This is a genomic window from Nitrospira sp. (assembly GCA_037045225.1).
Classification (GTDB): Bacteria; Nitrospirota; Nitrospiria; order Nitrospirales; family Nitrospiraceae; genus Nitrospira_A.
In genome coordinates this window covers 1,107,217-1,122,077 of the sequence record JBAOHZ010000009.1, presented here as the reverse complement: position 1 = coordinate 1,122,077, position 14,861 = coordinate 1,107,217, and the positions used below count along the sequence as shown (strand labels likewise).

Annotated in this window: 13 protein-coding genes and 1 tRNA gene; 10 read left to right on the top strand and 4 right to left on the bottom strand. The window is 57.8% G+C overall.

Annotation, left to right across the window (positions count from 1 at the left end; translation table 11 throughout):
• Window positions 1-5 precede the first annotated feature (5 nt).
• Both V9G17_05935 and glgB read right to left on the bottom strand, forming a co-directional pair.
• Entirely contained in the window at window positions 6-497 is a 492-nt protein-coding gene (locus V9G17_05935; protein MEI2752124.1) for a hypothetical protein, read from the bottom strand.
• Window positions 498-596: 99 nt separating this feature from the next.
• Window positions 597-2,567, bottom strand: coding sequence for a 1,4-alpha-glucan branching protein GlgB (glgB, locus tag V9G17_05930; protein ID MEI2752123.1), 1,971 nt, complete (start codon window positions 2,565-2,567; stop codon window positions 597-599).
• A gap of 149 nt (window positions 2,568-2,716) precedes the next feature.
• Between glgB and V9G17_05925 the strand changes: the two genes are divergently transcribed.
• Window positions 2,717-2,794: transfer RNA gene (locus V9G17_05925), tRNA-Glu, on the top strand.
• Window positions 2,795-4,396: 1,602 nt separating this feature from the next.
• Window positions 4,397-4,627: a hypothetical protein gene (locus V9G17_05920; GenBank protein MEI2752122.1), complete on the top strand. Its 231-nt coding sequence runs from the start codon at window positions 4,397-4,399 to the stop codon at window positions 4,625-4,627.
• Window positions 4,628-4,988: 361 nt separating this feature from the next.
• Here V9G17_05920 and V9G17_05915 read toward each other — a convergent pair whose 3' ends face one another.
• Both V9G17_05915 and V9G17_05910 read right to left on the bottom strand, forming a co-directional pair.
• Entirely contained in the window at window positions 4,989-5,588 is a 600-nt protein-coding gene (locus tag V9G17_05915; protein MEI2752121.1) for a lipocalin family protein, read from the bottom strand.
• A 260-nt stretch (window positions 5,589-5,848) separates the two neighbouring features.
• Window positions 5,849-6,085, bottom strand: coding sequence for a hypothetical protein (locus tag V9G17_05910; protein MEI2752120.1), 237 nt, complete (start codon window positions 6,083-6,085; stop codon window positions 5,849-5,851).
• 643 nt (window positions 6,086-6,728) lie between these two features.
• On the opposite strand from V9G17_05910, the gene V9G17_05905 reads away from it, so the two are divergent.
• From V9G17_05905 to V9G17_05870, 8 genes are all read left to right on the top strand, one after another.
• Entirely contained in the window at window positions 6,729-7,064 is a 336-nt protein-coding gene (locus V9G17_05905; protein ID MEI2752119.1) for a hypothetical protein, read from the top strand.
• 27 nt (window positions 7,065-7,091) lie between these two features.
• On the top strand, window positions 7,092-9,239 hold the full coding sequence (locus V9G17_05900; protein ID MEI2752118.1) for a type I secretion system permease/ATPase: 2,148 nt from the start codon (window positions 7,092-7,094) through the stop codon (window positions 9,237-9,239).
• A gap of 8 nt (window positions 9,240-9,247) precedes the next feature.
• Complete coding sequence (locus tag V9G17_05895; protein MEI2752117.1) at window positions 9,248-10,636, top strand: HlyD family type I secretion periplasmic adaptor subunit; 1,389 nt, start codon at window positions 9,248-9,250, stop codon at window positions 10,634-10,636.
• 4 nt (window positions 10,637-10,640) lie between these two features.
• Window positions 10,641-11,990 (top strand): TolC family protein, encoded by a 1,350-nt coding sequence (locus V9G17_05890; GenBank protein ID MEI2752116.1) that lies wholly within the window; start codon window positions 10,641-10,643, stop codon window positions 11,988-11,990.
• Between the two features lie 165 nt (window positions 11,991-12,155).
• Window positions 12,156-13,139: a hypothetical protein gene (locus tag V9G17_05885; protein MEI2752115.1), complete on the top strand. Its 984-nt coding sequence runs from the start codon at window positions 12,156-12,158 to the stop codon at window positions 13,137-13,139.
• On the top strand, window positions 13,126-13,587 hold the full coding sequence (locus V9G17_05880) for a hypothetical protein (protein ID MEI2752114.1): 462 nt from the start codon (window positions 13,126-13,128) through the stop codon (window positions 13,585-13,587). Before V9G17_05885 ends, V9G17_05880 begins: the two co-directional genes overlap by 14 nt.
• A 3-nt stretch (window positions 13,588-13,590) precedes the next feature.
• The gene (locus V9G17_05875) at window positions 13,591-14,256 is read left to right on the top strand and encodes a transposase (GenBank protein MEI2752113.1); all 666 of its coding nucleotides are present in this window, start codon (window positions 13,591-13,593) and stop codon (window positions 14,254-14,256) included.
• Window positions 14,257-14,297: 41 nt separating this feature from the next.
• Window positions 14,298-14,861, top strand: coding sequence for a hypothetical protein (locus V9G17_05870; protein ID MEI2752112.1), 564 nt, complete (start codon window positions 14,298-14,300; stop codon window positions 14,859-14,861).

The following is a 14,861-nucleotide window of genomic DNA, read 5'->3' as shown; positions in this document are numbered from 1 at the left end:
TCGTGTCACCGGGATTGTGAGGGCGACGGAGGGCTGAGGATGTTCAAGTCACGAATAGCGCGTGTTGCTTGCTCTCGATAGGTCCGTTCCGTCGAGCCCGTGTAGGTATCAATGACACGCTGGTAGGTCGCTCGGGATTGCGGGTACTGTTTCTTGATCGAGAGGTATTGCCCCAAGGCTAACCAGTTTTGGGCCGCCGTTTCATTGGCCGTCCGTAGGTCGGTCCATTCACGATCCACCTGGTTGGTTCCCGGCTGATTGACGCGTCGAGTGACGATCTCGCCCAACTGGGATGAGAGGTGTTCGATGGCTTCGTTCTCTCGGATGGCGGCTGCCACGCGATCATGTTTCAAGTGATCGTAAAAGGCTTCGACATGATCCTTGATGGTGTCGGCGCGTTTCTCATGGATGTCATGTGAGCAGTGCGCAAAGGTGAGGCCGATCATGAGCAACACCACGCCCCGCCCTATCGAAGTTGTCAGTGAGCGAATCGCCATCGTTGCCTCCTCGGTCGTGTGGATCTGGTGCGCGACGTTGTCTGTTCGATGTCGCGATCCTACCCTAGAGGCGCTGGAAAGGCGAGACCGCACTTGAACCTACGGCACAGACTTGAAGAACAGCACAGAGAGCGGTGGCAGGGTCAGGGTCAACGAGTGTGATCGTTCATGGGCCGGAATAGGCTCCGCGGTTACGCCGCCGAGATTCCCGAGTCCGGTCCCGCCGTAGATGGCCGCGTCACTGTTCAGGAGTTCTTTCCAATACCCGCCGTGCGGGACACCGATGCGATAGTGCAGTCGTGGAACCGGCGTAAAGTTACAGACGACGGCGATGTGTTGTCCCGGTCCGCGGCCATGGCGTAAGAGGCTGATGATCCCGGCATCCACATCCTGACAATCAATCCACTCGAATCCTCGCCGGTCGAAATCGAAATCATGCAGGGCCGGTTCGGCGCGGTAGAGCTGGTTGAGGTCGGCGACCCATCGTTGCAGACCTTGGTGAGGCGGGTACTGAAGCAGGTTCCAATCAATGCTGTCATCGTGAGCCCATTCCCGCCACTGACCGATTTCGCCGCCCATGAAAATCAGCTTCTTCGCCGCCTGCGCATACATGTAGCCGAACAGCGCGCGGAGATTGGCGAACTTCTGCCAATCGTCGCCAGGCATCTTCCCTAGGAGCGAGCCCTTCCCATGGACGACTTCGTCGTGGGACAGCGGCAACAGGAAGTTCTCCTGGAAGGCGTATAGCATGCGGAAGGTAAGATTGCGGTGGTGGTGTTTGCGGTACACGGGATCCAGTGCCATGTACTCCAGTGTGTCATGCATCCATCCCATATCCCATTTCATGCCGAAGCCCAGTCCACCGGCGTAGGTTGGTCGCGAGACGGATGGCCAGGAGGTGGATTCTTCCGCAAAGGTCTGCACATCCGGATGGCGGCGATAGACTTCTTCGTTGAGTTGGCGCAAGAAGGTGATGGCCTCCAAGTTTTCCCGGCCGCCGTGGCGGTTGGGAATCCAGTCGCCTTCCTTTCGCGAATAGTCCAGATACAGCATTGAGGCCACGGCATCCACTCGCAGCCCGTCGGCATGGTACTGCTCCAGCCAGAAGAGCGCGCTGCTGATGAGAAAGCTTCGCACCTCGTTGCGGCTGTAGTTGAACACCGCCGTCCCCCAATCGGGGTGGAGCCCCTGGCGGGGATCCGCATGCTCAAAGAGATGGCTGCCGTCGAATCGGCTCAGCCCGTGTTCGTCGGTCGGAAAGTGTGACGGGACCCAATCCAGAATCACTCCGATGCGGTGTTGGTGGAGCTGGTCGATCAGGAACATGAGGTCTTGCGGCGTCCCATAGTTGCCGGAGGGGGCAAAATATCCGGTCGTTTGATACCCCCAGGAGCCGAAAAACGGGTGGTCCATCAGGGGGAGGAACTCCACGTGAGTGAAGCCCAACCGCTGTACATATTCGATGAGTTTCGGCGCGGCTTCGCGATAGCTGAGGGAGCGGTTGCCTTCGCCGGGAACCCGCATCCACGAGCCCAGATGTACTTCGTAAATGCTGATCGGAGCATCCAGCGCGTTGTGCTGGGCGCGGGTGCGCATCCAGTCGTGATCCTGCCAGGTGTAATCAAGGTTCCAGACCACGGAGGCGGATTTCGGCGGGATTTCGTTTAGTTTGGCAAACGGGTCTGTCTTGATGAGCACCGCACCGTGGTGCCGCGATCGGATGTGAAATTTGTACAGGGTGCCCGTTCCCACTCCAGGGACGAACCCCTCCCAAATGCCTGAAAATTGACAGGGGTGGAGAGGATGGCGTGTGGGATCCCAATGGTTGAAGGTCCCGAAGACCGAGACCTGCTCAGCTTCCGGTGCCCACACCGCAAAGTAGGTACCGTCGATACCCTGGAAGGTTGCGGGATGTGCCCCCAGTTTGTCGTAGAGGTGGAAGTGCGATCCTTCGTTAAAGAGGTGCAGGTCGTCCGCCGATAGCAAACTGCACGCCTCGGCCGTGAGGTTCGTTGCTTGCGAGCCCGGAGCGAGCGGTTCGTCGGGGCGATGATGTGCACGAGTATCCACAGTTGCAGAGTACTGTGGTTGAGGGCAGATCGTCAATCAGCCGATTGTCCCAGGAGTCGGCAATTTTTCCGAAGGCAGGAGTCAGGCAGACTAGTGACACCTCTCAATCAAGTATGGTATGAATCAACCCGCTTGTACGGAGTCTCTTCGTCCCCATCGTCTAGCCTGGCCTAGGACATTGCCCTTTCAAGGCAGTAACACGGGTTCAAATCCCGTTGGGGACACCACACCAACCCACAGTACCGCTCTTAGCCCAGCGTTGTATCATTCGTTATGCCTATTCACAGGGCCGACTGTAGGCATCTACGCTTTACATCTACGGTCTGTGAGGTCCGGCGCGTGTGGCGCTATTACACCGAACCCAAGCCGCTCTGCATCACGAAACCTTTCTTCGTCGTCTCCGAAGCGTACATGAAAGAATTTTCCAACCGGCAGCCACACACACAGCCAGATTCGAGCGGAGGGCAACGGTTCATACAGGTGATGAGAAGGGACAAGCCAGGAGTGGCCTTCCAAAGCTTACCCTAGGCCAGATCTCCGGGATGGGCTCAAGGTTCTGTAACTGGAGCTTCCCATCCGCATACGCGGCCGTCTCTTCCTCGGCCGCTCACCCTGCCTGACGCATCAGAAGTGTCCATGACACGTAGTTCCTGGTGAATTTTCTGGACTCGAGAAGTATGCTTTTTCTGTAGTTTGCGCATTCTCTGCATGTTGATTAGGTAGGATGCGGTAAGATCTCTTTCCTGAATTATCAAGGTCTATGTCGTCAGTCTCACTGCCGTGATTCTCTTCTGGCCGGTTCCAGGCCAAAGTCAGGTCTACTTTGATTTTGATCAGGCGCTGTGTCATACCTGCTACATTGCAGGTGCCTGCATACTAAGCCTGCCCAGGATTCCCCCGTTCGATGGAGCCTATATTCCTGTCCGTACGCCGGCACTGATACCTCGGAGATGAAAGGGCAATGTGAACGCGAGCAACTGTTGGCTCGGCAAGCGCGAGCCCTTGTCCGCTCTGCCCTTAGTCGAGCCGAAGAGAAACATTTGCGCGAAGCCAGTCGAGATCAGTATTGCAGGATTGATGCACGTGTATTCGCCGACGGTCAGGACCTGTGTAAGAGCCTGATAGGCGAGGGCACGCGCCGTGCGCTATGACCGAGGGATAACAATAAAAGATTGGTGCACAGGGATTGAAGGCAATGTTCTTGGATTGTTTGGGGAGGCGGGCCATGACGCGTGAAGAACCCTTATACTACTGTCCTATTTGCCGGACTCCTGTCGTGCCCGAACGCCTTCTGATCAGGCCGGACGCTCCCAAGAGGCGTGGGGCTCCTGCGCGGCCTGAGTGGCACTGCAACCAATGCGGACGAACCTTCGCCCCGGATTACTTCGACGCATCGCCCTAGCAAAGGATTCGAGACTTGGAGCGATGAAGGATGAGGCGTGGCAATCAGGATATGTAGCAATGCGAGCCGCATCTTCATGCGGCGTCCTCATGGCATACGGGAATCAGAAACGATTGAGGCAGGGGTGTGCGCGCTGCCTGCCTATCAGGCTAGAGAGGTTCGGGTGTGCGCGAAGGGAAGTGCCGTCCTCTCCAGGCCAGAGGAGCATCTCGACGGTTTGGCGGTCTCTGCACGGGCTGATCGAGCGAACGCTCCGGCTCCCAAGTCGGTCTGCTTGAGGCAGCCGTTGCGACCTTAACCCCAAGCGAGTAGTGTGCCAATTGATCGAATTTCTAAAAATGCTGGGGGCTGGGTTAAGCGGAGTTTATACTGTGCTGCTGGAGCGTGGGTTCAGTCAGAATCACTCCGCGATCTATGGAGAGCAGTCGTGCTGAAAATACTTGCGCATTGGCCTATGGTCACGATCACTTCGGTGTGGGTCACTTCATTGATCGCCATTTTATTGTTCGTTCCCGACCATCAACGGTATCACCGCCGAGTTGAAAAGATGGAAATGCTATTGCGCGCGAACTGTGCGCAATGGAACGTGGTCAAGGACCCTCCCTTTATTCCCGTTCACCAATTGCTCGTCACGAAATGCCTTCCGCCCAAGGCGTGAGGGAATGCAGCTGGCGACGAGTGTCGCGGTGTGAACACGATATCCAACAGTCTGCATGAGCTGGTCTGCCGGTCTCTCAATCCTGCTCAAACACACTCCACGATGACGCGTTGCTGAATCTGTCCGCCGACTTCGCCCGTATGCTCAATCGCCTGCCGTCGGGCATGCATGTAGGGCGCGGCGTTCGATGCGACCTCTGCTGCCCGTTCAAACAGCGTCGGCCATTTCCCGCCATGTGTTTTGATAGCTGTCGATTCCTTTTCAACTAGTGAACTCCTAAACGGCTCACGTATGAACTGTGACGGCCAGACCTGTTTGCGCGTGGCGGCACGTCACTGACCCCGAAGAGCAGCGTCTGCCATCAAGACCGTCTGGCGCGAATAAGGTCTGCAACCGGGAACCCCCAGTTCTTGGCTTGGGCGACGAGGCGCTGGTAGGTGGTTTCCTCGAGCTGAGGTGATCGCGAGAGAATCCAGAGAAATCGGCGATCGGGCGTGCCGACCATCGCGGTTCGGTATTCCGGATCAAGCGCAAGAATCCAATAGTTCCCTTCACGAGACGAACCGAAGAGCCGTGCGAAGAAGTTGTCGAAGACCACGGTGAGCCGTGCGTTGGTTGCGGGATCGATCACTGTTGCCACACCATCCACGTGGTCCACTCCGCCGCTGTCCGTCACGCACTCGTTGTGGACCCCGAGGGTGCCGTTGGGCTGGTTGGTATATAGCGCTGTGGAGTTGATGCAGTGACGTTGAAACCACATCGGCAATCGGGCGATCTCGTGCCATGTTCCGGCGTACCGGGCGAGATCTACTGAAGCCACTGTCGATAGGGGATCTTTCTGCTCCACGCTCGCACACGCTGTTACGGTAACGCAGAGTGCCGATATCGCCAACGTCGTGCTCACTCTGGTCCAGTTATCTAGCAGGCCTCGCATCCGTAATTTATCAATCAGGGTGTTCATAGTGTGCACGTGGGGTGTTGCAAGGATGCGCTCCGTGAGATCATCAGCTCGGGCCGTCACAGCCGTGGTGTCATCATAACAAGCACCGATGCCGCTGTGTATGCACACGAGTGGATGCACATTGAGTGCAAGAGGTTGTGCGGAGTGAAGAACCGACGCCGTGCTTAACCCGTATGCTCGTGGCACTGTTTTGGTTCCTTGTGCATCATCGGTGTGAGCGGAATGTCCACCCACCTCTCTCCTTCATGGCGTTCGAGTTTCTAAATGGAGTGCAGGCTAAACCCGATTCGCCCGTGAATGAGTTCTGGCTCAGACTTCCAGATCATCACGCACCCGTCTTTTGTCAGACCCACGGTTCCCATATGCCAGCCTGGAACCAGGTCTGACGACTCAAAACGAACTAACAGCCCTTCTGGCAGGTCCTGTGCAGACGTCGGAGTGGGAATGTGGAGAAGGACCAGGAGCGTAATCGATAAGACGAGCGCGATGTGAGACATGGCAGCTCCTTTCTCGACGAACTGGTTCGGCCAGTGTGGGGTGATCTAAAAAATATGTCAATGCGGGAAAGCCGAAGTCGAGATGATTCGCGGCAGCTACTATGTAGCCTTCAAGTTCAAGGTTGTCCCGTGCCGTAGGTGTTTCTCCATGCCGCCTCTCCTTAAAAAATGGGTGAGGGATTGCAGGCTCTAGAAAGGAGTATGAACCGTGAATTGAAAGCGCCTCACCGTACTGTGCAGAGGTATCCCAAGCCCAACAACCAGGTCGTTCTCAGCGGATAGTCCGGCGACACACAAGTCCGCCGGCTACAAACCTCCTACGAACCTCAATTGGCCAGCATCCGCTTCCTGACAGCGTAACGGGTTTATCGGGGCTGAGTGTTCTGTTAGAGGCCTGGCCCTCTCCCACGCGCCATCTTCCCTACGGCTGCATTTCCCACTGTCTTGTCAGGTGTAAGTTCCGCCACGAGTCACGTGACCGTTCCCTAGGTAGATATCGTGGCCTACCAAAGTTTTTGCCCGCGTCCATCTTCCGAGGAATAGTCCGCCAAATGATCTCCGTTTAGGATCGCCCCAGTCGAACGTGAGGCACGCGAACTCGTCGAAGATCGAATTACCTTCAATCAATCAGAGGAGACACAGCATGGCAGAGGTGAATGAGTCCAAGTCGCAGGGCGGGAAGTCGGTGGCAGTCAATGTTCGGCTAAAACCGGTCGGTCCGTTGGATCAGCCGACTCTCGTGAACTACACCCATGTCGGTCTCGCTCAGGGCCTCGGCTATGTCGATTTCGGATTTCTGGAGCCTGCTTTACTGGGGGCGCTCACCCAGCGCGCGCAACGGGGAGAGGCCTTACCCAAGCACCTTGAGGGGGTCAGAGCCGCACGCATCGCGCTCCCGCTTGATGCCCTGGTGCGCTTGCAGCAGCAACTGACTACGATGGTGAATGGCTTCCAACGGACTCCTACCGCGCAGTCGTAACCCATTTTCAGACGAAACACGAGCTTCATGGACGCACTCGCCCACGAATCCAATTTGCCTGTCTCGGATACGGGACTCCACTGCCTGTTGTTACTGGCCCGCTTCCACGGCTTGGCGGCTGATGGCGCGCAGCTGCGGCATCAGTTCGGGGAGGCGAGCCGGCCGCTCACACTCGGTGAGTGGCTGCGTGCCGCTACGCATGTAGGGCTCAAGGCGGGGCGGGTCAGGACAACCTGGGCCGGCCTCGCCGACAAGCCGCTTCCCGCCATGGCGGTTGGTACGGACGGACGCTGTGTGCTTCTGGCGAAAGTGGAGGCTGGTCACGTGCTGCTGCAGGATCCGCAGCAGCCACGGCCCACGATGTTGCCTCAAGCGCAATTCGAGTCGATGTGGGGTGGGGAACTTGTCCTGGTGACCAAACGGGCCGCTCTTCGCCCGGAGGATGTTGCGTTTGGTTTCAGTTGGTTCATTCCTGCGATTGTCAGACACCGACGGTTGCTCGGCGAAGTCCTGCTCGCCTCCTTCTTTCTGCAACTCTTTGCCCTCGTCACCCCGCTTTTCACGCAAGTCGTGATCGATAAGGTGCTTGTGCACAAGGGATTTACGACCCTGCATGTCATGGCGGTCGGCATGATCGTACTGGCGCTGTTCGATGCACTGTTGAGCGGCCTGCGTACCTATCTTTTTGCGCATACCACCAACCGGATCGACGTGGGTCTTGGCGCCCAACTGTTTCGACATGTGCTCGCCCTGCCGCTGGCGTACTTCGAGGCGCGCCGGGTGGGCGATACAGTCGCGCGCGTGCGAGAACTGGAGCAGATCCGCCAGTTCTTGACGAGCAATTCCGTGACCGTTCTGCTGGATGTCCTGTTCACAGCCGTGTTCCTCGCCGTCATGTGGGGCTACAGTTCGACACTGACATTGGTTGTCCTCGCCTCACTGCCGCTCTACGCGATTCTGTCGGTGGCGATCACGCCGATGATCCGCACCCGCCTCAATGAAAAGTTCACCCGCGGTGCTGAGAACCAGTCCTTCCTCGTCGAAACCATCAGCGGTATCCAGACGGTGAAAGCGTTGGCGGTTGAGCCGCCTCTCCAGCGCCGCTGGGATGAACAATTGGCCGGCTACGTCAGCGCCAGTTTCAAGGCGACAAGTGTCATCACGATCGCGGGCCAGATTGCCGGCTTTCTTCAGAAGGCCACCACGATTGCCATTCTTTGGATCGGTGCCTATCTGGTCATCGGCGGGGAGCTGAGCATCGGGCAGCTCATTGCCTTCAACATGTTGGCTGGCCAGGTGACCGGGCCACTTCTTCGGCTGGTGAATCTCTGGCACGAGTTCCAGCAGGTCGGTATTTCGATCCAGCGATTAGGGGATGTGCTGAACACCAGGCCGGAGCCCTCTTACAACCCGAGCCGGACGACGCTCCCGCAGGTGGTCGGTCAGATTATGCTGGAGGGCGTCACCTTTCGGTATCGACCCGATAGCCGCGACGTGCTCCGCCAGGTTTCCCTCCTGATTCAGCCGGGGCAGGTCATTGGCATCGTCGGTCGATCTGGCTCGGGGAAGAGCACCATCACGAAATTGATTCAGCGGCTGTATGTTCCTGAACGTGGCCGGGTCCTGGTCGATGGCGTCGATTTGGCACAGGTGGACCCAGCCTGGCTCCGGCGGCAAGTCGGCGTGGTGTTGCAGGAGAATTTTCTTTTCAACCGCTCTGTCCGGGACAACATCGCCTTGACCGACCCGGGGCTCTCCATGGACCGTGTCATACAAGCGGCGAAGTTGGCGGGCGCCCACGAGTTCATTCTTGAACTTCCGGACGCCTACGATACGGTCGTCGGGGAGCATGGCTGCTCCCTCTCCGGCGGGCAGCGGCAGCGTATCGCCATCGCACGCGCGTTGATTGCCAATCCCCGGATTCTCATCTTCGACGAAGCCACCAGTGCTCTGGACTATGAGTCCGAAGCGATCATTCAGCAGAACATGGCGCAGATCTGCAAGGGCCGCACGGTCATCATCATTGCTCATCGGCTCAGCACGGTTCGCCCCGCGCACCGGATCTATGTCATCGATCAAGGCCAACTGGTGGAGCAGGGGACACATGAGGAATTGCTCAAACGGCAAGGCATGTATCACCGGCTGCACGCACACCAGGAAGGGAAGGCCGCATGAGGATACACATGATGCGATGGTGGCAGCTCTGGTCTGCGGCCTGGGAGGCAGACCGACGACGGCCGCTTGCGGCGGCCCCTTCGCAGAGATCGGTCGAGTTCCTACCGGCGGCGCTGGAGATTCAAACCGCACCCCCGTCCCCGATCGGGCGGGCCATCCTCTGGACGATCATGGCGTTGCTCACCGTTTCTGTGGTCTGGGCCTCGGTTGGTCGGATCGACATCGTGGCGACGGCGCAAGGGAAGGTTATTCCCAGTGGGTATTCCAAAGTCATTCAGCCTTATGAAACCGGTGTCATCGCCGCGATCCGCGTACAGGACGGCCAGGTGGTGAAACGGGGTGAGGTGCTGATTGAGCTCGATCCGACCCAAAATCAGGCCGACCGTGACCGTGCGTCGAATGAGTATCGTGCCGCCAGGGTGGAAGCCGCCCGTCTCCAAGCCCTCATTGCAGGCGTGCCCACGTTTGTGGCCCCACCGGAGAGCGATCCGCAGTACGTCCGGCTCCAGCAACAATTGCTTCGCGATCAGCTGACCGAGTATCAGGCGCGAGTCGACGCCACTCAACATATCATCGCGCAGCGGGCAGCGAGCATGGATGCCACCAAGGAAAATATTCAGCGGCTGATCTCGACGGTGCCCATGGAGACTGAACGGGCCAGCGCATTCAAACGTCTGATGGAGCGTGGTGCCGTCACCAAGTTGGACTATCTCCAGGCGGAAGGGCAACGGATCGACAAGTTGCAGGAGTTAACCGGGCAACAGCACAAGCTTCGGCAGGATCAGGCCGCCTTGGCGGAAGCTGAGAACAATCGCCGTGCGCTGGTCTCAGAATTCCAGCAGACCAAACAGGCCGAACTGTCGGCCTTGGAGACCAAAGCCGCTTCTCTATCGCAGGAGGTGACGAAAGCCGGGCAGAAGGCGGAACTGCAGCGGCTCGTGAGTCCGATCGATGGCGTGGTGCAGCAGCTGGTGGTCCATACGGTCGGGGGCGTGGTGACCCCGGCGCAGCCGCTGCTCATCGTAGTACCGCAGGACCATCCGGTCGAAGTCGAGGCGCAGTTGGAGAACAAGGATGTCGGCTTTGTCAAAGAGGGGCAGTCCGCCGAGATCAAAATCGAGACCTTTCCATTCACCCTCTACGGCACTATCCCGGGCAAGGTGCTGACCGTGTCGGACGATGCCCTGTCGCTCAACAAAGATAAATCGACGGAGGGATTAGTGTTTGCTACGCGAGTGAGCCTTGCGAGTGGGACCATTCCGGTAGAAGGCAAACTGGTGCATCTATCTCCCGGCATGGCGGTGACGGTGGAAATCAAGACCGGCCGCCGGCGCGTGATCGAGTACCTGTTGAGCCCAGTGCTCAAGTCGTTGCAAGAGAGCCTGAGGGAACGGTAAGCCGATGCCACGTCTTGGACTCCCAGTCGGGCGGGTACTTCTCGTTGCGAGCTTGATGGCGCCGTTGATCATGTTCAAGGTGGCGGGTGCCACCGAGGCACTGCAGGCGACGAAGATTTCCGTGCAGGAACTTCACCTGAGCCTACGGGCGGCGATGGCTGCCGCGGCCGAGCAGAACCCCTCGGTGTTGCTGTCCAAAGAACGAATCGAGGCAGCCCAAGGGGAGGTCACGACCCAATTAGGCGCCCTGCTTCCAAATCTTTCCGCCAACGCGCGGCAAAGCCAACAGACGCAGTTTCTCGGTACCTTCGGTCTCGCACCGGTTCGGACCGAACCCTTCAGCATTTTTGATGCGCGGGTGAGCGCCTCGCAGAATCTATTCAGCCTCAGTCTCATTCAGCGCTGGCGTGCGTCGCGGGAAGCGCTTCGGGTCGCGGAGTTTGACGCCCAAAGCAGCCGCTTCGATACGATGGCCAGCACAGGCTTGGCCTATCTCGAAGGGGTCAAAGCGGCCGCGGCGTTGTCCATGCGTCAGGCCAATCTCCGGTTAATTCAGGAGCTGTTGGCGACGACCAAGCTTCGGCAACACGAAGGGGCGGCAACCGGATTAGAGGTCGCGCGTTTGGAAGGGCAACTGGCGAACGAACAGCAGCAGGTCGTGGCGGCACAGGCTGAGCTGGACCGGGCTAAGAACACCCTCGGGAATCTGTTGGGGCTCACCGTTGAGGTCCGGATGACGCTCACTGATCAATTGCAGCCCCAGGTGCCGGAGGCCGCGGCCGCCCAGGCGGCGTGGGAGCAGGCCGTCACGAATCGAGCTGAGGTGCAGGCGCAGGCCAAGCGGATTAAGTCAGCGGAACTCAGCTATTCATCTGTGACCGGAGAGCGACTACCGTCATTGGTCGCGCAGGGTGATACGGGCCTGATCGGCAATCGTTGGAACAATAGCCTGGATACGTACAATATGGCACTCTTACTGCAGATTCCTTTGTTCGACGGCGGCCAACGCGAGGGACGGATCAGTACGGCCCGGAGCCAGGTGCGACAAGAAGCTTTTCGAATGCAGGTGGTGCTGAATCAGGTGCGCGCCGAGGTCAATGAAGCCCGTATCGCGCTGGCCGCAGCCAGAGACAAGGCGGCGCTAGCCCAGGCGGGGTTACAGGCCGCGACGAAAGAAACGACCTTGGCTAAAGACCGCTATGCCATCCTCACGGCCGCCAGCCAGTTTGATGTGATCACCGCCATCACCTCGATGGCGCGGGCTCGAGAGAATCTCGTTGGGGCGTTATTTGAACTCAACGCCGCCCGGGTGAATTATGCACGGGCGACGGGGACATTGGAGTCGTTGGGGTAGGGGCCCGCACAAGCTTGATGGCGTGAACGGTTATTCGTGGGGACAGAGGATACGAAGGCCTTGCAGGAGGGGTGGTGTCGAGGCGGTGAGGTGAGAGTTGGTCGAAGCCATTGAGGCGGGAATAAGCTGGGCGAAGCAATGCACCTTCACGGAAGAGGGTTGGTCATGAGAAGTCGAGGAATCGGGATGGCGATGCGGCTACTGGTCGCAGTGATGGTTCTGGAAGGGATGGCCGGAACGAGCCATGCGGGGCTGTTTGGAGCAGACGAGACGCCTGGTGAGCGGTTTCGGAAGGCCACTGCACGGGAGGCAGAATACTGTGCTACGCACAAGATTAAACCAACCAATCGTCGGTGTGACATTACGACGCTACAACCGGCTGATCCCTTGGCGACAGAGGAGGGTCGGTTCGCCCACTCCATCAGAATTCCGAATCCCGTACCGGCAGACAGCGGCTACAAACCGGGTATGACGCCGGAGCAATACTTTGACCATTTGTGCAAGACCGAAGCGGGGGAATTCATCTACAAGACGGTGGAGGATGTGGAAGGGCTGTACATGATGCGGCCACGGAAGGGAGCGACAGACTTTGAACTGGAGCACTTGTATGCGCTGGAAGATCCGTATGGGCATGAGAACTGGGAAGCGACAGCGCCTGCTCCTGCATTCGTGCATCCGGGTCAGTACGGCTTTCTGGAAATGCCGATAACGGATAGACGAGAGCCTGATTGGCGCAAAAAATATGTCCATTCGTCCCTCATGGTTCCACCACAGCCAGGGGCAAACATTCAGCGATATTTTGGATATGACGGGCGTAATCAAAAAAGTTTGCAGAAAGAATACGACGTGAATCGCAAAAGCCGGCATGGGTACACATGGCGTGGGATCACGCGGCCCCATGATCGGGAGATGGGAATTGCAGGGGGGGAACTAATTGTATTGGATTTGGAGGCAAACGAGGTGCTGGCTGTGAGGCGTGGATATATTCGTAGTGGAGACGTACGGAAAAACTTAACTGGGGTTTGGTGGTTGGGCGGACACGTTTGCAAGAGTGATAGCACGAGATTGTTCCGGACGGTTGAGTATATCGCACAAGTTCTGCATCCAGTGCCCACACAAAACAAGGAGACATTCCATGTCACAAAGTGACATTCCCCTTTGGCTCAACTTTGCGCTGCAGCAGTTAGCTGCCGAGAGTTATCTGCACGACGTCAATAGAAATGATCCCACTGCAGCGGCAGCTGCTCTGGTCAAAGGTAACAACCGCGCGGGCTTTCCTGAAACCGGCTTCACGCGCATGACGACGGTGCAGGCAGAGCAATTCGTCCAGCGCTATCAAATCGTCGATCAGCACGCCAATGATGCCACGGGGTTCAGCGCGACGTTAATCAAAGATCTGAATGATCCAACCGGCAAGACCTTCACCCTCTCCTTCCGCAGTAGCGAATACCAAAATCAGGTTCAGGGTGGCGATTGGGAGCGTGATGGGGCTGCAGCCGCCGACGGCGAAATCGGCCGCTATGGGTTTGCCCTTGAGCGAAGAAATGGTGTCAGGACTCATTTTGAGGCATCTGTGGCCTGCATAAGGGCCGTGTGAGGAGTGCATGGGGCGTCCACGTCGCACGACGTAAGCCGATCTGGTCTACACGTCCTCAATCAGGGCAATGGACGGATGTGCCTGTTCGAGCAGGACGGGGACTACGCGGTCTTTGAGCGGGTGCTCGCGGAGGGATGTCGACGCGTGCCCATGCGGATCGTGGCTTACTGCTTGATGCCCAATCACTGGCACCTGCTGTTGTGGCCGGCGACAGATGGCACCGTGTCCCGCTTCATTGGCTGGGTGACGCTCACGCATACGAAACGGTGGCATAGCTATCGGCAGAGTGTGGGGACTGGTCATATGTATCAAGGGCGTTTCAAATCCTTCGTGGTGCAGCAGGATGCCCATCTGCTGACCGTCTGCCGATACGTCGAACGGAATGCCGTGCGCGCAAAATTAGTTGAGCGGGCCGAGCAATGGCGCTGGAGTACCGCGGGCCAGCAGTCCGTCTCAGACCGGGTGGTTCCGCTGAGTACCGGGCCTGTCGAGTGGCTACGGTGGGTGAATGAGACCGAATCGGCCGAGCAGGTGGTCGCCACTCGGAAGAGTGTGGTGAAAGGCCAGCCGTGCGGGACGGACGCGTGGGTCGCGCAGATGGTGATGGACTGGGGCTTGCAAGCGACCCTGCGCAGTCCCGGACGATCACGCCGTGACGACCGGAAATGAGTCCTGACACCATAATGCGCGATGCCGACAAGGAGGCATAGATGATAGCGCTGTCTCTGCTAATTGTTCTGGTGCTCTATATTGTGCTTGCGTGGATTATGATTCGAACGGTCGGGTGGCTGTCCGGTGTCTTCGCCTTCACGGCTGTCACAAGGAAAATCTTGCAAGGCCTCTGTGCTGTATTCTTTGTGCTTCTGCCGACATGGGACATTATTCCTGGCCGACTGTCCTTCCAGCATCTGTGCGAGACCGAAGCGGGAATAAAAGTGTTCAGAACAGTTGAGGTGGAAGACGAATTCTTCATGTCAGATGGGCAGCCTGATCAGAAAAAGCTTGTTCTGCTGTACTCACAACAAGACAAGAGGGACTCTGAATTCTCACCATGGATGCATATAGTCAAAGTTGAAAGCTCGATCCAGGCAAAGCGAACAGGGGAAATTCTGGGAGCAGCGACAGACTTTGTTTATTTCGGCGGATGGATAGGTTCACGAATCGCGCCCATGTCCCCAATTACTTGTCCCAAATATCCCAATCACAGCGTTCACGGCATTATTTGGCAAGGGGTCTTCAAACCAAAGCAAGCATTCATGCAGGGAGGGAAGTGA